General features: G+C 43.3%; 19 protein-coding genes and 1 pseudogene. 12 read left to right on the top strand and 8 right to left on the bottom strand.

The genetic code is table 11. From position 1 onward, the window contains the following. Window positions 1–6: 6 nt before the first annotated feature. Both QWZ07_RS03840 and QWZ07_RS03845 read right to left on the bottom strand, forming a co-directional pair. The gene (locus QWZ07_RS03840; protein ID WP_029223290.1) at window positions 7–282 is read right to left on the bottom strand and encodes a hypothetical protein; all 276 of its coding nucleotides are present in this window, start codon (window positions 280–282) and stop codon (window positions 7–9) included. A 438-nt stretch (window positions 283–720) separates the two neighbouring features. Continuing rightward, window positions 721–1059, bottom strand: a pseudogene (locus QWZ07_RS03845) (DUF1254 domain-containing protein); the annotation flags it as partial. Window positions 1060–1187: 128 nt separating this feature from the next. On the opposite strand from QWZ07_RS03845, the gene QWZ07_RS03850 reads away from it, so the two are divergent. After that, the gene (locus tag QWZ07_RS03850) at window positions 1188–2105 is read left to right on the top strand and encodes a LysR family transcriptional regulator (protein ID WP_192853505.1); all 918 of its coding nucleotides are present in this window, start codon (window positions 1188–1190) and stop codon (window positions 2103–2105) included. A 42-nt stretch (window positions 2106–2147) separates the two neighbouring features. On the opposite strand, the gene QWZ07_RS03855 is transcribed toward QWZ07_RS03850, so the two are convergent. After that, window positions 2148–3074, bottom strand: coding sequence for a LysR family transcriptional regulator (locus QWZ07_RS03855; protein WP_076666993.1), 927 nt, complete (start codon window positions 3072–3074; stop codon window positions 2148–2150). Window positions 3075–3203: 129 nt separating this feature from the next. Between QWZ07_RS03855 and QWZ07_RS03860 the strand changes: the two genes are divergently transcribed. Continuing rightward, window positions 3204–3992 (top strand): hypothetical protein, encoded by a 789-nt coding sequence (locus QWZ07_RS03860; RefSeq protein WP_192853504.1) that lies wholly within the window; start codon window positions 3204–3206, stop codon window positions 3990–3992. A gap of 106 nt (window positions 3993–4098) precedes the next feature. Next, entirely contained in the window at window positions 4099–5610 is a 1512-nt protein-coding gene (locus QWZ07_RS03865) for a DUF1214 domain-containing protein (RefSeq protein WP_192853503.1), read from the top strand. Between the two features lie 133 nt (window positions 5611–5743). Here QWZ07_RS03865 and QWZ07_RS03870 read toward each other — a convergent pair whose 3' ends face one another. Together QWZ07_RS03870 and kduD are read right to left on the bottom strand one after the other, a co-directional pair. Beyond that, a complete protein-coding gene (locus QWZ07_RS03870; protein ID WP_192853502.1) occupies window positions 5744–6382 on the bottom strand; it encodes an RpiB/LacA/LacB family sugar-phosphate isomerase in 639 nt (212 codons plus the stop codon). Window positions 6383–6435: 53 nt separating this feature from the next. After that, complete coding sequence (gene kduD / locus QWZ07_RS03875) at window positions 6436–7197, bottom strand: 2-dehydro-3-deoxy-D-gluconate 5-dehydrogenase KduD (RefSeq protein WP_192853501.1); 762 nt, start codon at window positions 7195–7197, stop codon at window positions 6436–6438. Between the two features lie 318 nt (window positions 7198–7515). On the opposite strand from kduD, the gene QWZ07_RS03880 reads away from it, so the two are divergent. From QWZ07_RS03880 to QWZ07_RS03915, 8 genes are all read left to right on the top strand, one after another. Further along, window positions 7516–8847, top strand: a complete 1332-nt coding sequence (locus tag QWZ07_RS03880) for an MFS transporter (RefSeq protein ID WP_192853500.1) — start codon at window positions 7516–7518, stop codon at window positions 8845–8847. A 142-nt stretch (window positions 8848–8989) separates the two neighbouring features. Beyond that, window positions 8990–9871 carry a DMT family transporter gene (locus QWZ07_RS03885; RefSeq protein WP_192853499.1) on the top strand — a complete coding sequence of 294 codons (882 nt, stop codon included), beginning with the start codon at window positions 8990–8992 and terminating at the stop codon, window positions 9869–9871. Between the two features lie 237 nt (window positions 9872–10108). Continuing rightward, on the top strand, window positions 10109–10354 hold the full coding sequence (locus tag QWZ07_RS03890; protein WP_192853498.1) for a hypothetical protein: 246 nt from the start codon (window positions 10109–10111) through the stop codon (window positions 10352–10354). Window positions 10355–10649: 295 nt separating this feature from the next. Continuing rightward, entirely contained in the window at window positions 10650–11549 is a 900-nt protein-coding gene (locus QWZ07_RS03895; protein ID WP_017108982.1) for a LysR family transcriptional regulator, read from the top strand. A 175-nt stretch (window positions 11550–11724) separates the two neighbouring features. Then, window positions 11725–12033 (top strand): DUF3302 domain-containing protein, encoded by a 309-nt coding sequence (locus QWZ07_RS03900; protein ID WP_102291407.1) that lies wholly within the window; start codon window positions 11725–11727, stop codon window positions 12031–12033. Continuing rightward, window positions 12033–13151, top strand: coding sequence for an HlyD family secretion protein (locus tag QWZ07_RS03905; protein ID WP_192853497.1), 1119 nt, complete (start codon window positions 12033–12035; stop codon window positions 13149–13151). Before QWZ07_RS03900 ends, QWZ07_RS03905 begins: the two co-directional genes overlap by 1 nt. Window positions 13152–13407: 256 nt before the next feature. Further along, on the top strand, window positions 13408–14196 hold the full coding sequence (locus QWZ07_RS03910; protein WP_192853496.1) for a phytanoyl-CoA dioxygenase family protein: 789 nt from the start codon (window positions 13408–13410) through the stop codon (window positions 14194–14196). Window positions 14197–14216: 20 nt separating this feature from the next. Further along, complete coding sequence (locus QWZ07_RS03915; RefSeq protein ID WP_192853495.1) at window positions 14217–15206, top strand: zinc-dependent alcohol dehydrogenase family protein; 990 nt, start codon at window positions 14217–14219, stop codon at window positions 15204–15206. 334 nt (window positions 15207–15540) lie between these two features. Here QWZ07_RS03915 and QWZ07_RS03920 read toward each other — a convergent pair whose 3' ends face one another. Further along, window positions 15541–16215, bottom strand: coding sequence for an MFS transporter (locus QWZ07_RS03920; protein WP_290254590.1), 675 nt, complete (start codon window positions 16213–16215; stop codon window positions 15541–15543). Beyond that, window positions 16158–17213: an MFS transporter gene (locus tag QWZ07_RS03925; RefSeq protein ID WP_225998488.1), complete on the bottom strand. Its 1056-nt coding sequence runs from the start codon at window positions 17211–17213 to the stop codon at window positions 16158–16160. The genes QWZ07_RS03920 and QWZ07_RS03925 overlap by 58 nt, the downstream gene beginning before the upstream one ends. Window positions 17214–17361: 148 nt before the next feature. Between QWZ07_RS03925 and QWZ07_RS03930 the strand changes: the two genes are divergently transcribed. Then, window positions 17362–18267: a LysR family transcriptional regulator gene (locus tag QWZ07_RS03930; protein WP_065111458.1), complete on the top strand. Its 906-nt coding sequence runs from the start codon at window positions 17362–17364 to the stop codon at window positions 18265–18267. A gap of 82 nt (window positions 18268–18349) precedes the next feature. Here QWZ07_RS03930 and QWZ07_RS03935 read toward each other — a convergent pair whose 3' ends face one another. Further along, a complete protein-coding gene (locus QWZ07_RS03935) occupies window positions 18350–19384 on the bottom strand; it encodes a linear amide C-N hydrolase (RefSeq protein WP_102280494.1) in 1035 nt (344 codons plus the stop codon). Between the last annotated feature and the right edge of the window lie 218 nt (window positions 19385–19602).

Genomic DNA, 19602 nt, shown 5'->3' on the forward strand with positions numbered 1-19602 from the left:
GAAATACTAAAGCTCTTTAATCTCGATCTGACGCAGCGTTTCCATGTACTCCAAAGTTTCTTTCACATCGACTGGCTCGTATAAGCGTAACACTCCCGCCCAGCCTTCTGACACTTCAAAATCATAAGCTTCACCGGATCCACAATTAAATGTCACTGACACCGTGCCATCACCGTTATCACGCATGGACTCTCCCGACGCATAGAAATGCTCAGAATCAATCCAGCCGTCCGCACCATAAGTTGTCAAAGAGTAGTAACCTCCACGACCTTCAAAGTCCAAGTTTGGTGTTGGAATCGTCCATTCTTGGCAGGTCGTTTTGCCTTGTCCCGGAACACGCTCTAGATACTGCGCAGTGTCTGCTGGTAGTCCGGCATAACCAAATGCCGTTACGTATTTGAAGTGGTGATCTTCTACGTCATTCAAAGTCGCACCAAACCCTTTTAGTCCTTCAATAGGCGCGCCATGTTTCATCACGTTATTGATCAGTTTCAATCGATAGTTTTCAACGTCACTTGGGTTGTAGCCTTTGCCTTGATAAGGCTTGTTAGAATTGGCTTTGATAGAAAGTAGACTCTGACGACGCTTGGTATCTTCGATTGATTCAGCGATACGTGTTCTTGCTAGTACATGAACATGAGTACCAATCGTTAGATCATTGGCAGTCAGATTAAGCGTTTCACCGCGACGAACCACTTTATGAACAAGGTGATTTTCGTCCATGATATGAATAATCTGGAAGTAGTCATTGTCCTCGTCCGGCACATGGAATGTCGCACCTTCTGATACATCCACAACCATGGTTGAGTAAACGACATCACGATTAGAACGAATCACCGTTTGTGCGTCTTTGGATACTGGGTCAGCGTGCAGCCAATGGTTTACACCTACTTTGTTTTGCAGACCAAGGAAGTTCCAGTCAGACTCCGCTTCAGGGTAGTTATCCCAATTAACACCACCGATAGCCGTGTGGTCATAAACCTCTGAACTGCTATTGTCTGCAGCCGTTGCGCCGAATGCGGTTAACGCCAAGAACGTCACTAACGTCGTTTTCTTCATAATGGTTTCTCATGTTTGTTTCGATGAGCTCAGTATGTAGACGCACCATGATATACTCCAATTGATTATGTGGAATCAAGATATACAATATGAGTATATCTAAACCATTTCGATGATGGAGTCTCGCAATGATGAGTAACCGGTTTAAACGACTAGACCTCAATTTACTTAAAGTATTGAAGGTGTTGATTGAGGTGAAAAATACCCGCAAGGCTTCAGAACTACTGTTTACCAGCCAACCTTCAATCAGTCGCTCACTACAAAAACTACGTGATTACTTTGACGATGAGCTGTTCATACGCTCCCAACATGGCCTAGAACCGACCGCTAAGTTACTTGAAATTAAGCAGACTTTGTTACCAGTGTTATCGCAGTTAGAACAAGTGCTTGAACCAGAATCTGAATTTGACGTTGCTCAGTTTGATGGCACCGTGAACATCGCGATTAACGGATTTATAGCCAACAGCATCTCAGCAAAGCTAACTCAAATACTGTTAGCACAGGCACCGAAGGTGAAAGTAAATATTGTGGATTGGGGAGCTCATACGTTGGATCTACTCACCTCTGGCGAGGTTGATTTAGGGGTCAATTATTACCCACTAGAACTATCTAAACAGGTTTACCAAAAACGTATCTCAAGAGATGATTTTGTATTGGTATGCCGCACAGGACACCCACTTGCCAACACATTATTGATAAGTGACCAGCAAGAGCCTTTGCAATTAGCGAGCTTGGTCGTCAGTGATTGGAACGACAATATTGCGTTAGCACCGAACGTCTTAGCCGATGTCGGCATCAAGACTGAGGTCAAAATACGTTCGACTTACTTACACAGCTTATTGTCTATCGTAAAGCAAAGCGATGTGTTGTTCCCTTGCTCGAAGCTACTGGCCCATTCGCTCTCAGATGAATTTTCCTTTGTGCTGTTTCCTCACATGCCCAATATGCCTAATGGCGATATTGGCATGACCATCGGTCGTAAGCAGCGCAACCAACCGAAAATGCGATGGTTAGAATCGTGTATCGAAGAGGTGTTCAAAGAGTAGTTATATGTAGTTCTGAAAAGTAGAGACAAACAAGCATGTATCTTACTTGTGATTAGCGTCTGCCATCGCCGTTTCGATCAAATCCAATAACCATTTGTATTTGGCTGAGTGTTGATTTTTCTTGTTAAGATAAGCAAATACCGCCATATCTTCACTCCCCTCTTTTAGTCCTTCAATCACGATTGAGCGCAATACACCTTTATGTTGCTCAATCACAGGAGGCATACAAGGGGCGATAATATTAGAGTTCTTGATCGTTTCAATTAACCCAACGATGGAAGTCGTTCGAAGCGCCATGTTAATCGATTTACCTTGGCTTAATACTTCCTCTTCCAATCGCGAGTGCTTGTTTTGATCAAAATAAGCGAGGTCAACATGAGCAAAAGGAAAGGACAACAAATCATCAATTGTAGCGATAGACGCCTTGAAAGGGTGATCAGCTCTCACTGCCAATACAAACTTTAAGGTCACGAGAGGCACAGCTATGATCTCGGCAGGCAAATTCTCAGCTTCAAAATGAATGACAAAATCAATCTCGCCACTCTTAAGCCTTTCTAATGAATTGTGGGAACTCGTATGACTAATCAACCTTGAAAGTGGGCTTTCTACTGACAGTTGATGAAAAAGAGCGGGGGTCAACCAAGGGAGGACATGAGGATTCACCTCTAGCTTAAAATCTTCATTGAGATCCGCAGGTTTAAACTGCTTTCCTTCCTCTATCGCCATGACTAACCCGTCCAATAGCGGAAAAACTCGTCGATACAGGTCGTCTGAATAAGGCGTTGGTAGAAACTTCTGGTGAGATAAGACAAACAACTCTTCACCTAGCGACTCCTTTAGCTTCTTGATGCTCTGGCTAACCGCGGGTGTCGAGACAAATAACTTCTCAGCAGCTTTTCGCAAGCTCTTCTCCTGATACACCACCACAAACACTTTCAATAAGTTCAAATCGACATTGTTCAGTTTCATGAGACACCATAAATCATTGCTTAACGAATAGTTAAGTTTATATGAATTAACTTAATAAAGTCCACTTTGTATAGTTATCCCACCGTCACGAAGTACAAGGATGTGGTGAGATAATTCTATGAGGCAACTATGTTATTACGACGTTCCATCCTTACTCTAACCCCTCTCTTTTTAGCAAGTAACGTTCTCGCGGAAGAGGCCGAAATTCAAGACATGTCAGACCCGTTAGCCGTTTATACACAAGGTGGCTTCGGCTACACCGACAAAGGCTTAAACCTTAAAATCGGACAAACCTACGACACTGGCAGCGAAACAACCATGGGCATGAATGTTTTTGAAATCAAAGGTATCGCTGGTGAAGCTATTGGTTGGAACGATCGAGGTGCTGACGACAGTATTGATTCCATCCGCTTTAGAAACTTCGGTGTAGACCTAACCAATGGCCGAGGTACTCAAGTTGATATGTCTTGGGATTTTGATAGCAACCAAGGCAGTGCGTCTTACAGCTTTATTCAAGCATTGCCACAAATGGGCATGTTTAACTTCTACCCACTTGCAGGTGTCGGTATCGCTGCGGGCGAAGAACTGGTTGAAGGTACGGGAGGCGATCTCGATGCAGATCAGCTTAGTGACCGATATAACATGCACGGTACTTTCTACGTGGCAGGTATGTACGCCAAAATGCAGCTCACAGACAAGATTTGGCTGAACTATAACCCAATGTATTTAGGCACAATGTCAGGGTCTTCAACGTTCAAGGATCATGGTTTTGAGGGCAGCGATTCTGTACTCGCGCATGAATTTGCAGCGAGTTACCAAATAAACCCAAGAGCGAACGTTCGTTATTTCGCAAACTGGACAGAAAACACAAGTATCGAAGACGGTGATCACCGCATCGAATTTAACTATCAGTTTTAAGCAGTAATTTTCTGTGCGGATAAGCTCTTGCAGTCTTAACCCATGATTTCTGTTTGACGAGCTATTTCAGTTTTAACGAACAATTTTGAGTTTTTGAGGACACATTATGAATATGATATCTAAAGCCTTTGTCGGAAGTTTCACTTGCCCATTACGATCTGCTGCCATGCTCGTTTCTGTAACGGCTTTATTTTCAGTAGCGGCGATTGCTGGAAACGATAGCCCAACAGAAACCCTTCAAACACGTGCGGGAGATTTCACCTTCGAAACCGACTTTCTTCATGGCATTCCAACACAAGAAAGCTCAGCGAAACTGTTTGAACTGATGGACTATCAACGCGCATCACAAGCTTACATTTGGTCGGTGCCTTTGGTGTCAAACTACGCATGGAAACAAGCCTACGCCGACATGGGCGCAGAGGATGGTCAAATTACTTATGTTGAGTCTCATGAATCTAAGCTCGGAGGTTTAACTTACAACACCTCTACGCCTTACGCGATTACTTGGTTTAACGTCGAAAAAGAACCTGTAATCATAGAAATCCCCACAAATGAACTGCGTGGCGCGGTACACACCATGTGGCAAATCGGTATTTCACAGATGACCGAACCGGGTGTTTACGTGGTCAAAGCCAAAGGGGCTGAAACACCAGCCAACCTACCAAAGGGCGCTAAGGTTTTTGAGTCGGACACCAACTATGTATTCTTCGGCGTTCGCTTAATGGCAGATTCAGACCAGCAACGTATGAAAGACTTAGAGGCTCTCAAGATTACAGACCTCAACGGCAAGCCACTGAGTGATAACGGCGTAAACTTCCCTGAGCGTGGTGAAGATGCCAAACACCCAAGAGGCATGGCATTTTGGAATACGTTGAATGAAGCCATTCAAACTGAGACAGTAGCAGAGCGAGATCGCATGATGCACGACATGTTACGCCCACTAGGTATCGAAAAAGGCAAGGCATTTGAACCATCAGCTCAGCAGCGTGAGATCTTAGAGCAAGCCGTTGTCATGGGTGAAGCGATGGTGAAGAACATCGACTTCAACAAAACAGAGCGCTTGCCACACGCGGCTTATGGTAAGGAAGGTAATTTTTGGGAAGTCGCAACCGCTTCAACACCAAACCAAGATCGTTACTATGGTATGGATCTCGACGGGCGCGCAGCGTGGTTCTATGAAGCTGTGACTAATGACGTTGCAATGCACGGTTTTGAGAATGGTGGTTGGGGTCAGATTTACCTAGACAACTACCGTGATGACAGTGGTAAGGGACTTAATGGCAGCAACCACTACACTCTGACTCTGGATGGTGATGTTAACTTCGCCGATCTGTTCTGGACAATCACTGTTTATAACGTTGAAAACCGCGCCATCATCGACAATGACATTGAGCGTGCCGATGTTGGTTCAAACATCGAAGGTACGGTCAAAGACGCACAAGGCAATTACACCTTCCACTTCTCACCAACTAAGCCAGCAGGTGTGAATGAAGCTAACTGGGTGCAAACACGAGAAGACGAAAACTGGTTTGTTTACTTCCGTGCCTATTCTCCAAGCAAAGCGTTTGTAGAGCAACAGCCAGAAACCTTATTGCCTAACTTCAAACGTGTGAACTGATTATCTAGAGTGAATCACATATAACCTGTTCACGCCAAAAATAGCTATCAGGTTCAAAGAGCAAAACAAAAGAGAAGCCTCAGGGCTCCTCTTTTCTATCTTCATCTAGCAGCTAAGTAAGCTCTTGATAAAGTTAATCTAAAAGTGAACGAACGTAATCCGCAATGTCTGAGTTTTGGCAATGTTCAAAGAAGCATTGTTGGAAACGCTCGCTGCCAACCGCTGTTTTCACGAGATCTTGGTCGATTGCTCTTAGCGAATCAATAAAGTTGTCTTTTACCACCGCCGCTTTCACTTCATTCAAAATGGCTGCATTACGCTGTTGTGGTTCTGCTCGTTCTAACGGGTAACCTTGGCCACGCTCACCAGTGAAAGCCTTTTCGAAGATGTAACGAATATTCAGCTCACCAGCCCAGCCAAAGCCTTTAGCAAAAGCAAGAGCGATAGCATTGCCGTTGTTGATTTGGTTAAACAAAAAAGCATCTGATGGCTCTAGGCAGTAACCACAGACCACACCCGGATGCAGGTTCAGTGACATCAAAGCCCCTTGTCCTGTACCGCAACCAGTCACAACAAAGTCCACAGCCTTTGAGTTGATCAGAATGCTCGCCATGATACCGAGGTGGATATACGTTAAGTGGTGATCGTTCTCGTCTGTCATACCTAAGTTGAAAACATCATGGCCAATGCCACCCGCCACTGACTCTAGCTCAGCTGCAACCATGGCATTTTTACCTGCCTGACTGTTTTCCATCATTAAAGCGATTTTCATTTATCTTCTCCTGCAAGATTGCTGCAAACTCAAAATTTAGAATAAAAAACCAATTAGCGTGCTAACCAACCACCGTCAACAGCGATGGTATAGCCGTTAATGTAGTCCGATGCTGATGAGGCTAAAAACACACAAGGACCTGCGATATCTTGCGGTTTACCCCAGCGTTCAGCAGGGATGCGCTCAAGGATCGCTTGATTACGCACAGCATCTTCGCGCAGAGCTTGGGTATTGTTCGTTTCCATATAACCGGGTGCTATCGCATTGACGTTGATGTTGTCGCGCGCCCATTCGTTCGCCATCGCACGTGTCACTCCCATCACCGCACTTTTTGAAGCCGTATAGGAAGGAACTCGAATGCCACCTTGGAATGAGAGCATCGATGCAATGTTAATGATTTTCCCACCAGAACCTTGAGCCTTAAACTGCTTTGCAACGGCCTGAGACATAAAGAACACGGTCTTGGTGTTCACGTTCATTACGTCATCCCAATCTTGCTCTGAGAACTCAATAGCATCTTGGCGACGAATAATTCCTGCATTGTTCACGAGGATGTCGACTTGGCCAAACTCAGCCAAAGTACGCTCAATAATCCCGGGAATGCACGCTTGATCGAGAAGGTCAGCACGAACGTTTAGGAACGTATGACCTGCTGCACTCATTTTCTCAATAGTCTCTTCAGGCTCTGTACGGTTAACACCGACAACTTTGCAACCTGCTTCTGCTAGGCCTAATGCAATACCTTGCCCAAGCCCTGTGTTACAGCCCGTCACTATCGCCACTTTCCCTTCCAGACTGAATGACTCTAAGATCATGCTCGCTTCCTCAATTACATTGGATTCATTGCGTATCGTTATTACCAACAATTAAATCATACAATAAGATGTAAATACGAGAGCGACGTTGTAGAAGTTCGATCTTGAACCAAAATCAGTCTTACACGTTGAAACGATCACAACAAAATAAATGGATAGGATGGTGATTTGAAGAGGAGTGAATCTGTAACCGACGAGGAATAGAGAGCCAGAAGATTATCGAAATCACTTAATTCTGGATTATGGCAACAATTCCATGATTTATAAGGTAAAACGGTTTATACATAATAATGTGTTATTTAAAGTACTGAAATTATCATGACGCTCAAAGAAATCCTGAAAATTCCCAATGTCCGCTACTTCTTGATGTTTAGAAGCAGCTACTTTGCGCGTTTTTATTACCCTATTTTCACCTTACTCTATTTAGATTACGGATTAACCCTTTCTCAGTTTGCCATGCTTAATGTGGTTTGGGCGGCTACCATTGTGCTTGCGGAAGTACCATCAGGAGCGTTCGCGGATACCTTAGGGCGCAAAAAGCTTGTGGTGCTCTCTTCAATTGTGATGTTCATTGAGATCGCCATGATCGCTCTTGGACCGACTGGAGATGCCAATCTAGTCTTCATTGTGTTTCTGGTTAACCGGATATTAAGTGGCTTAGCGATGGCGTTAGCCAGTGGAGCCGACGAGGCATTGGCTTACGACACCTTGAAAGACCAAGGTAACGAAGAATTATGGCCGCGAGTGTTACAAATCCAGCTTCGTGTCGCCTCTAGTGTGGGGATTTTTGTCACCTTGATTGGTGCTGCAATGTACGATGTAAACTTTATGGCGAACATCTTTCATGCTCTCGGATTAGCAGAGCCAGAAAGCACCAAAGACCTGATGCGCATTCCTGTTTTCGCAACCCTATTTGTCGCGATGATCGCCATTTATGCCGCGGTTAACATGCGCGAAGAGAAAAAGGTGATGCCAAGCGATCAAACCAAATTAGCAACCACCATTGCCAGCCTTAAATTAACGGCTGACACAGGTAAGTGGGTACTTGCTACGCCTTACGTGCTGTTCATCTTGCTGTACTACAGCTTGTTCGAACACACCTCGAGAATGTTCCTAACCATGAACAGCCAATACTATCTTGCCATCGATATCCCTATCATCTACTTCGGTTTTATTGGCGCGGGGATCAGTTTACTCAAAATCATATTGGCAGGACAAAGCCGTAGGTTGGCAGAAAGCATCGAGCCTAAAACCTTCATTGTGGTCATGGGTTTAGCGAGCATGGTGACCTACTATTGGATCAGCTTAGGTTGGTCGATCTATGGTGTGCTCCCGGCACTGGTACTGATCTTTATCATCATGACGATGAACATATTCATCAGCTACCATCTGAACAAAAAGACGGAATCACACAACAGAGCCACCGTTCTCAGTTTCAAAGGCCTGATGTTTAACCTTGGGTATGGTTTGATCGGTATTTTATATGCCTACTACTATAAGTTAGTGTCTCAAGGCTACACCGCACAAGAGATAGAACAGAACCTCGACTTCTTGGCTTCACTGTCTTCGTTCTTCTACTACTTCACCTTATTGTTCGTTTCGATCAGCGCGCTGTTCTATTTCAAAAACAAGAAGGAGCCTATCTTTTAAAAAAACGTCGATCTTTTCAAGAACGCTCGAATACCGAATAGAGAGTAAAAGTGAGCCTCTGGCTATAAATAGACCATGTCGCTTCTTATCATGTGATTTTTTGTTAAGATAATCATAAAATTACATAACACATGGAAGCGTCATGTCTTTTAGTTGGATAGCTTTTACTCTTCTCGCAGCCTTCAGCCAATCTTGGCGCAATGCATTTCAAAGTAAACTAGCGGGCACAATGAGTGTGGCTGGCGTGACGTTAGCTCGCTTTATTTGGGCTGGCCCAATCGCGCTTATTTATCTCTATTCGCTGTACCAATGGCAGCCAGTCTCCACGCCTAGTTTTTCCGGTGAGTTTGTGTTCTACATTGTTGCTGCTGCGATTATGCAGATCCTTGCGACAGGCTTGATGGTGATGCTATTTAAGCTAGAGAACTATGCGATAGGTGCCGGACTCGCCAAATGTGAAGCTCCAGTTTCAGCGGTATTGTCCGTGCTGTTTTTTGGCACCGCTCTGACTATTACAGGTTGGGTTGGTGTACTTATTGGTACTTTGGGCGTACTCATAATGAGCAGTTCTTCTGGCTGGCGAAGCCTTTCTCCCAAAGTGTTTTTGTTAGGTATGGCTTGCAGTACAGCCTTTGCTTTAACGTCTCTTTGGGTTCGAGAAGCCAGCTTGAGCATCGGCCTCCCCTTCCCTCATAGCGCCGCATGGGTGCTGTTCCTAGTCATTTCCCTTCAGACAGTGATCATCTGTACGTATCTCTTTTTCAGAGAACGCGACACGCTGCGCCTGATATTCAAGAAGTCGAAACTGGTCGTCATGACAAGCCTAGCGAGTGTTATCGGTTCTCTCGGTTGGTTTAGCGCAATGTCACTTCAAGCCGTGCCCTATGTAAAAACATTAGGGCAAATCGAAGTGGTCTTTATGGTATTGATTTCTTACTTCTGGTTGGGGCAAAGCATTGCTCGCAAAGACATTCTTGCACTGATTTTGCTTTCTATCGCCGCGGTCTTAGTAATGTGGCAGTAAATGGGTGATACCACCAACAATGAATGAAGAGCGTGAAGGAATTAGCAAATCACCTTACCTACATATCCAAAGCTATATGTTCGAAGTTATACATCAAAAGCCATAACCTCAGTAAATATGTTGTGCCGCCGTATAAGTTTTACGGTGGCGTAAAATGATAAGAACCACTTCCACATAATTTCTATAGTGCACGTATCAGCTATTCGTAATTACCTTTACTCAATAGGATACAGCCAAATGAAAACACTCACTCAAATCGCACTCGCAACAATCGTATTTACAACCTCACTAATGGCATTCGCTGAACCTGCGACGAGAAATGAAGCCCAACCCGAAGCTTCGACCATGACAGTGAAACATGAATCAATGACCGTGACGCTAACAGATAAGCATTTTACGTCTCCAGACGAAGCTGAAACTGCTAACCCTCAGACGCTAACGCAAAATCACAAAACAAACTCAGCGCCACAACCTGCGATATAGTGATAGCACCAGTAAGACAAACCATTGGTTTACTCGTCATCAAAAACGTTCACATCAGCTTAGGTGTGGACGGCATTATTCAAAGAGGCGTACTACTCTCTTTGATCCTGAAAAACATAAAGCTGAAAGTAGATAGGTGAACAGGTAAACAAAGAAACTGCCACCAATTCAGTAACACAACATAAGGGTTAATTTACTGTCAGGAAATCGATAAGCACGGCATCGATGACTAGTATTAAGCTTAGATTCAACCATAATCTAATTATTGTTAACGTTAGCTTAAATGGTTTGTTTAATGGATCTCAATCTTCTCAAAACCCTAGATGCGGTAATGAAAGCACGCAGTGTGAACGTTGCAGCGGAAGCATTAGGCATTTCAGCCCCGGCGGTAAGCCAATCCCTCAACCGATTAAGAGAACAATACAACGACCCTTTGTTCATACGAGAAGGACGCGGAATTGCACCAACAAACTTTGCCATTGAGTTGCATGCAGAAGTGCAAGAGCCTTTGAATTTACTCTTAAATGGGTCTAAGTCACGCCAACACTTTGATGCCCAAAATAGTCGCCGTACCTTCCGAATATCCAGCCACAAAGACATCGATATATTGGTCGTTCCCGAACTAACCAAGTATCGAACCGAGCATGCTCCCAATACCAACATGGAAGCTGACATTGAACACCTTGATGAACAATCACGACAAGCCGATTTAAGACAACGCAAAGTCGATGTTATTTTGTCTACCGTTCCCCTAGAAGAACATGGTTACGACAACGTGAAGCTGTTTGAACAACGCCTTGTAGTAGTACTGAATGCAAGTCACCCTCGCATTCAAGGCAGCATAACGATGGAGCAATTTTTTGCCGAAGAACACATCATTTGGCAAACACAAAGAATGAATAACTACACCCTTGATTCGGTCAGTAACGTACCGTTGCCCGTACGAAGGGTCGCCTACAAAACAAGTTCCGCACTCACTGGATTGGTATTGGCTAGCCAGACAGAGTGGCTGTGTGTAACAGCGAGTTCCATTGCAGAGAAAGTGTCCAAAAACGATCAATATCGAATTGTTGAGTTGCCATTTTCAACTGAGCCAGTGCCCATTTATATGACTTGGCATCACTCTCAACGTAATGACAACGGACATAAGTGGTTTCGCGACGCGTTGATTTCCGCCACTCAATCCCTCACTTAAACTCCCTCTCCAATTAAGCCCCTTATATATCTAATTAAGCCAAAACGCACTCTGGATTAAGTAATACTTAAATGTCATTTAACCTTTACCCTATCGATTGGGTAAGGGTTAACTTTTATGCTCTCTAATTCTGCTGAAATTAATGGTCGATTTCATCTGTAATAGAGAGAACATTATGAACCTTACTTTAGATTACTTATCTTTGGGTATTTTGATCCTCGTACTACTGATCTTAGTGTACGGACTCGTTGTTATTCACGATATTCCTTATGAAATTGCTGTAAAACGCAATCACCCCCATCAAGATGCCATCCACGTAGCGGGCTGGGTCAGCCTCTTTTTCTTACATGTAATGTGGCCACTACTTTGGGTGTGGGCCATGTTGAGTGAGCCTTTGAGAGCAACGAATACCGAACAATCAAAGCTCGATGAGCTGGAAAAACGTATCGATGCGCTGCAAGCAAAAACCGAGGGAGAGCAGTAATGGAAACCTTGATAATTTTAAGCTATATCGCACTGTGTGTGATTGTATTCCGTGTATTAAAGCTGCCTAAAAACAAATGGACAATTACAACCGCGACTGTCATCGGAGCCTTCTTGGTAGGTTGGATATTCTTATACATGGCGATGTATCAGCCAGTAGCAAGAGTCGCTGGCGTATATAGTGTTACTACCCCAATCACATCCGAAGTTTCGGGTGAAGTCACCGATGTTTTTGTGCAAGGTAATGTTGCTTTGAAGAAAGGTACCCCTTTGTACCAAATAGATCCGACACCATTCCAAGCAAGTGTAGACAGAGCCACAGCGGAAGTAACCGCGACGAAAGCCGCCATTGATGAACTGCTTCTATCAAAGCAAAACATCCGCGAATCAATCAAAAAAACACAAGCTCAACTTGTCTTCAATGAAAAAGAATTGAGCCGTTTTATCGAGCTGGCAAAAAGTGATTTTGCCTCTCAAACAAAAGTAGACAAATTTACCGACTCCATTGCAGAACTCAAAGCAGTTCAGGCACAAAACCATATTCAACTTAACGTGGCGGATTCGAAGATTGCACAACAATTGGCCGCAAAAAAAGTTCACCTTGCCGAGCTCGATAAAGCTCAGTTCGACCTCAATAAAACATTGGTTGTTGCGCCGACAGATGGCTATGTCACACAGGTAGCGTTGCGCCCAGGCATGAAAAGCCGTGTCGTTCCTTTCCAAGGGAACCTAACGTTTGTGCATGACGAATCTAAAACCATTGTCGCAGCATTCAAACAAAACCCAGCGCGTTATATCAAACCCGGCTACGAAGCAGAAGTGACCTTCAAAACGATTCCCGGCCACGCTTACCGAGCAAAAGTCGTGGATGTATTAGACATCTTCAAACAAGGTGCCGTCACACCTTCGGGTAATCTAAATGATCCTCTTCAGAGAGTCGGTGGTCGCGTCTTAGTGAAAGTTGAGCTTATTCAACCAGAGCTATTGAATGGTCAACCTATCCCTGCAGGAACAGATGCGCATGTCGCCGTGTATTCACCGAAATGGGAAATGTTCTCTATCGTGCGTAAAGTGATTCTACGTATGCAAAGCTGGCAAAACTGGGTTTTTGAAGGTTAGCAATTAGCGTCAAAGCAATAACTGCGAATTTAATGCTATTGAATTCAAACCAGTAAAGATAACTAGAATGAACTCAACGCACATCACAAATACAACTGTAAAGAGCGTGCTTGTCGCGCTCGTATTGTTTGATGTAAACATAGAGGTAAGTGTAAGAAGGAAAGCCTAAGTTACTTGGTTGAATGACGACTGTCTGGCATTATGCGCCCAAGAAATCTGTGGTTATTACACGGTAAAGAATGAACGAAGGTAGTAAGTGGTAGAAAACAGCCAACAATTAAGTGACCGTTACGACGAACATGGTTACTTTGTTATCAGAAATTATTTCGATGAAGCTCAAATTGCATCGCTTAGAAAAGTCGTGCTGAAATTCCATGAATCATGGAAAGCAGACAACGAAGAGTTCTATCAAGAAGAGGCATTTAACTCATCTTTGATTACCGGAAGCGAGTATCTATCCGCCGACGATAGAACCGTACTGTTTGACTTCATCAGCTCAAAAAAAGTAATGGAAGTGGTCGATGCGGTAATACCGAACAAACCTGCCTTCATGAACACGCAGCTGTTTTTCAACCCTGTGAACCCGCAACAAAAAGACTTCTGGCATCGCGACTGTCAATACGACTACGACATTGATGACCAGATGAAAGTCATCATGGAAACTCAAGTATTGCACCTCCGTGTACCACTATTTGATGAACCCGGGATGGAGCTTATCCCCGGAACACACAAACGCTGGGACAATGAAGAAGAATACAACGTTCGCCAAGAAGAAAATGGTAAAGTGAGCAGCGATGATATCTCTGGTGGCAAGCAGATACCGTTAGAAGCGGGCGACTTATTGGTGTTTTCAGCGGATATGATCCATCGAGGTAGATACGGATTGGATCGTTTGGCCTTGGATATTTTGATCTTTGATTCTGCGGCCGATTATGTCGACTACGTCGATGACGATTGCTTACCAACTCCACCAATGTTGAACAAGATTACCGATCCTAGACTGTTTATGAACACGCTATACTTAAAGTCGATGCAGTGCTCATAAACCACGAAGGTGCCCGAACTATGACTGACACTAAGCAAAATACCCGAATTAGCCAGTTCCGCTTCGGTCAGCCGAAGGAGTCTCTCAAGCTAGAACATGTCACTTTAGGGACACTAGATAAGGATAAGGTTCGAGTAAGAGTTGAGGCGACCAACATCAATCCTAGTGATCTGTTGTCGATTTATGGTGTTGGGCAGTACAAGCACAGCCACCAGCCACCGAGAGTTCCGGGATTTGAAGCGGTCGGAAGGGTTGTAGAGTCCAGTATTGCTGAGTTTTCAGTAAATCAGCGCGTGCTCGTGGCAACCAGTGGAACATGGCAGAACTATGTCGATGTATCACCAGATGATCTGTTCCAAATTCCTCAGCATCTAGAAAGTGGCTACGCCTGCCAGTTGTACATTAATGCGCTAACCGCGTGGGTTCTGACGACAGACGTGGCTAAGCTAAGCCAAGAAGATGTGTTGATCATCAATGCGGGCAGCTCAGCCATCGGTAAGATATTCTCTCAATTATCAGAATCACTCGGCTTCAAAATCATTGTCGTTACATCACAGCCGAAACGATACCCGACAATTTCAAGTTGGGTGTTAGATGCAAATGATAATTTAGTTTCTCAAATTAAGGCGTTAGACTTGCCTATGCCGACCGTTGCCTTCGATGCGATTGGCGGTTCGCCCGGAACTGAGCTTATCCATACTCTTAGTAACAAAGGGCGCTTTATCAACTATGGCACGCTTTCTCTGGATTTTTACGAGCCACGTTTTTTTGAGCAAGCAAAAAGCCAAGGCATCGATTTCAGTACCTTCTTTTTACGTTATTGGGAAGAGGCTGAAGGCAAAGATGTTCGCCGTGAAAAGTTCACAAGCATGCTAGATCACTTCATCACAAACGACATACAGCTCGACGTTGACCGCTATCTGCTATTCGATGAAGTGCAAACCGCGATTGATATCATTGAATCGAAAACCACGCGATTAGATGGCAAGATCATATTGCTTCCGATTTAGAAAAAGCAAAAAATATTACCGCTAACAAAATCAATCTCACCATAGTCAGTCAGCATATTCACGACAATACCAAACACTGTGGCCTTGACCCTGAGACTCAATCGCACAAAGCGATTCCTATAACAACATCACTAACAGAATACTCACTCATAATGGTGCAGCTCTCCTTTCAGTAACGTGTAATATTTTCGACCGTTCAGACATAAAAATAGGCCTCAACAATGTGAGGCCTATCTGCAGATTATCACGACTTAAACGATAAGTAGCCTTTAGTAGAGTGGCTATTTACCAGAACTAAATGTCATTACAACACGCAAAAAATATGAAGCTTAGACTAAGCAGAAACTTTTTCCGTAACCGGATCTTCACTACTTTCAGTCTCTTCTTTATTAATCATAAGCGAGCGATTAGGAAGAAAACGGGTTGCAAATAACATTAATAGGAATGATACCGCGACAGAATAGAGCGCCGCACGATTAGATTCCATACGAGAAGTCGCGTTGATTTCATGTAACTCAACCATATCTTCCGCAGACACCTTATCACTCATCAAAACCTCAAAGGCATCATCACCTAAGAAATTAATGCTCGGCATTTGCTCGATAACTTGCTTCGTTTCATTGGTGATAACACTTGAATCACTTACTTCCGATTTGAAGCCGTTAGACATTGTTAGAAGCATAGTTACACCCATGATAGCGATACCAATAGAGTAACCTACATTTCGTGCTGCCGCTTGAATACCTCCAGACTGTTGTGCGTCTTTTTCATTCAAGGCATCAGTAACAATAATTGAACATTGCGTCGCCATTAAACCACAAGCTACACCCATCAAAACTGCGCCTGGAATAAGGAATGCTAATGAATATCCATCACTATATAGACCTAGTGATAATATGATTGCTGCAACTGCACCCAGAGTTAAACCCAACGTACATACAAATCGTGTTGTCAGGTGATTAAGACGCTGTGGAACAATAATAGATGTGATAACCGTACCAATCGCCAATGATACCCCAATGATACCCCAATGATGGCACCAGCCATTGCACCTGAGCCACCAATGATTTGCATATGAGGGACTAACACTACAGCCGGAGTTGCAAAACCGATCCAGAAAGCGCCACCTAGAATCAGGCCAACAATCACTTGCTTATTATTTACGATAGCTTTAGGCAACAAACAATTACCGTAGGTAGCTTCAAACTTACCTTCCCAGACGTATAGACCAGATAGAACAACTAAACCAAGGGCAATCATCAACGGTGCAGGGCTGATACCAAAGACATTGACGTCAGTAATTGGAGCCCAAAGCCCTAGCTCAGGAATCTTAAGTGCCCCAATGATAAAGAGAACTAAGCCGATACCACATAGAACGATACCGAAGATGTCGATTTTCGGTTTATGAGTAATTTCAAGCTCTTTGAGTTTAAACGAAGCCGCTAGGACACCAGAAAAATAGACTGCCATAGCAAGCATTGCAGCACTTAAGCCAAACGAATCAATTAAAAGGCCAGCCATTAAAGGCATTGCAGCTGAAGCGATACCACTTGCAGCGGCTACGCCACCAAAGGCTATAGCTTGATCTTTCCCGTTATAAGTACCAGCGATAATACCGAGTACCGCCGGAATAGCGAGACTGGCACCGAGACCAGCCATGACCCTAGCACCAAATATGAATGTTTCAATGTTCGGAGCAAAAGCGCCACAAATTTCAGCGCCAATAAGAAGACAGATACCGATACGGAAAGATCTTACCCAGCCAAAGACTAAGCCAAGTAAGCCACCCGCAATCATAAAGGCACCAGTCATTAGACTGAACATAGCGTTACTAAGCTGAACATCACTCATGCTGGCGCCAAGACCATTTATGAGCTCGCTTGCTGCGATACCAACAACAGCATTGTCTCCGCTGGTGCCTACCTGCGCAGCACAAAGAACAAGCAATACCAGCCACTTGGCTTTGCCAGAAGTTTGGTCACCTGTAGAGGTGTTTAATTTTGTCATGATTATTTCCCAGAGGTAGTTAATTATGAAACTTACAAGGGAATTGTATTCTCAGGTCATGGTTTGAGAAATAATGTATTGCTTATAGTAGGTATAGTCATTTTATAATGTGTCTAGAATATAAATATAATGTTTGAAAGATAGGCTCATGATGAATGACAAATTAATACGTTCTTGTATGTCTAATGATATTGGATTGTTAATTCCATTGTATATTTTATTACAAGAATGCCATGTTACGAATGCAGCAAATCGTCTCAATATTAGCCAATCTAGTATGAGTCAATATCTAGCAAAGATACGTAAATCTTTTCAAGATAAGATATTAGTTAGAAGTGGCAATGAAATGGTATTAACACCAGCAGCCGAGAAAATCTTACCTGAGTTAGAAATCATGTTTTCAGCAATGAACAACATTTATCATATTAAAGATTTCACTCCGGGAGAGATAAAACGAAAGTTTATTGTCGCAGCCAGTGAGATGAATGGTTACCTAGGGAAACGTTTTGTCACGTGGACAAGCTCGCATATCAATCAATACGAAGTTGAACTGGTACCAAGAACTCATCATGTGTTTGAAGAGCTTTCTAGTGGGCAAGTTGACTTTGTGCTCGGGAACCTTTCAAGCGTCCCTCAAGATTTTCACGTACGTAAACTTCGTGGGATTCGTTATAAGCTGTACGATAGCACGGCAAACCCTATCATAAAAAAACACGATAACGATATGACAGTGTTGGCACAAAAAAACTTCATTGCGTTGTCGGGAATAGGCCAAGCAGAAAAGTTAGCGGAAAGCCTCTTTACGTCTTTAGACCTTAAACGAAATGTCGCGTTTAGAGCTCTAACTTTAGATCAAGTTAAAGACGGTATTATTGATCATGATTTACTTGGTTTTTTACCTGAAATCTATGATACGCATGATGGCATATACAGTGTGGATGATAGCTTATCATTCATGGTTGATATTTGCTTATATTGGCACCCAAGAATGCAAAATGATCCCGAACATAGCTGGATGAGAGAAGAGATATATAAGATAGCTAAGCTTGATTAGTTGAAGAGTCTGCCCCTACACATAATAGAAAACACCGCGTTCAATATCTTGACCGCGGTGTTTTTATTCAAAGCTCGCAGAGTTAGATTTCGTTACTCAAGTCTTTAAACTCGAGAGTGGTATCTAAATAAGTCATAGAACGGATACCAGGAGTATCAAAATCGATCTCTTTTGTATCGAACTTCAGCCAAGAGTTTGTTCCATAATGGCTTTGGAAAAAGACACCCGTTGAGTTAGAAGCGATATGGCGCCAAGCACAGACATTGGAAACGTCAGCATCAATACCAAACCCTTTACCGTTGTATTTGATAGAGCCACTCGTTACGGTTGCTTTATTGGATAACTGGATGGCTTCAACCATGCCTTCATTCCAATTTTTTGGTGTTACTTGGTTTGAGTAAAATGCAGCGCGAACAAAACGACCTGCCGCGGTGTCATCTCCAGGTAGACCTAATGTACCGCTTCCAGCCCCTAGAGGTAGAATTGTTTCACCCTTTCTAAACTCAGTGGTTAAATACCCAGTATTGCTGATATTGGTATAGTTACGAAGATTGGCCAGATGCCAGTCGAACGTTGGAGCATTGGCTAAAGTACCGTATGGGTTGTCATATAGCTTCATTTCGCCACCGACAAACTCAATCACGAGGCAATATCCCAGTTTGTCATAAACTGCGAAGTGAATAGGTTGGGAAACATTACCAAATTCCGGGATTTTTTGGTCACAGACTTTAATTTTGGCAAGTGCAGCTTTGACTTCTTCAACATATTCAAATTGCGAAGAAACAAAATCAATAAGATGAACGTAGGTAATAAAGTTTCCATTATCTTGTTCAGACACGGTCATGTACTCAGTAAAGTCCGGTAGGTACAAACCAGTAACAGATAAGCCTTTTTCATTCATTGCGCCATGAAAGCGCTCGGTTGGACCGAGTGAGTTACCTACAACGCCATATTTGCCAACCCAACTCATTGGCTTTAAGCCTTCAGGTCCTTCCGAGTTATATTGATGACCTCTTGGGGCGACAAGCATTCTAGAGCCTGCCGCTGTAAATAGTTCCATATTCATAACGTGAAAATATTTCTGATCTTCAGTTCTTACTTGAAATGTAGTGCACATAAATACCTCTATATTATTTATTAATCTAAGTAGATGCCTCTTTTGTCTGTGGTTTTAATATATATTTCCATTTACTTCTTAGATATGGATAAGCGGTAATAACTATTATTATGTATTTTTAATATCGCATACTGACTATTAGTAAATTCTAATAGCCACTATTACCCTCTTTGTATAACTGTTTGGGTTATTATTTTCACCAACATAATTCCAATCAA

This window comes from Vibrio lentus (genome assembly GCF_030409755.1).
GTDB classification, from domain to species: domain Bacteria; phylum Pseudomonadota; class Gammaproteobacteria; order Enterobacterales; family Vibrionaceae; genus Vibrio; species Vibrio lentus.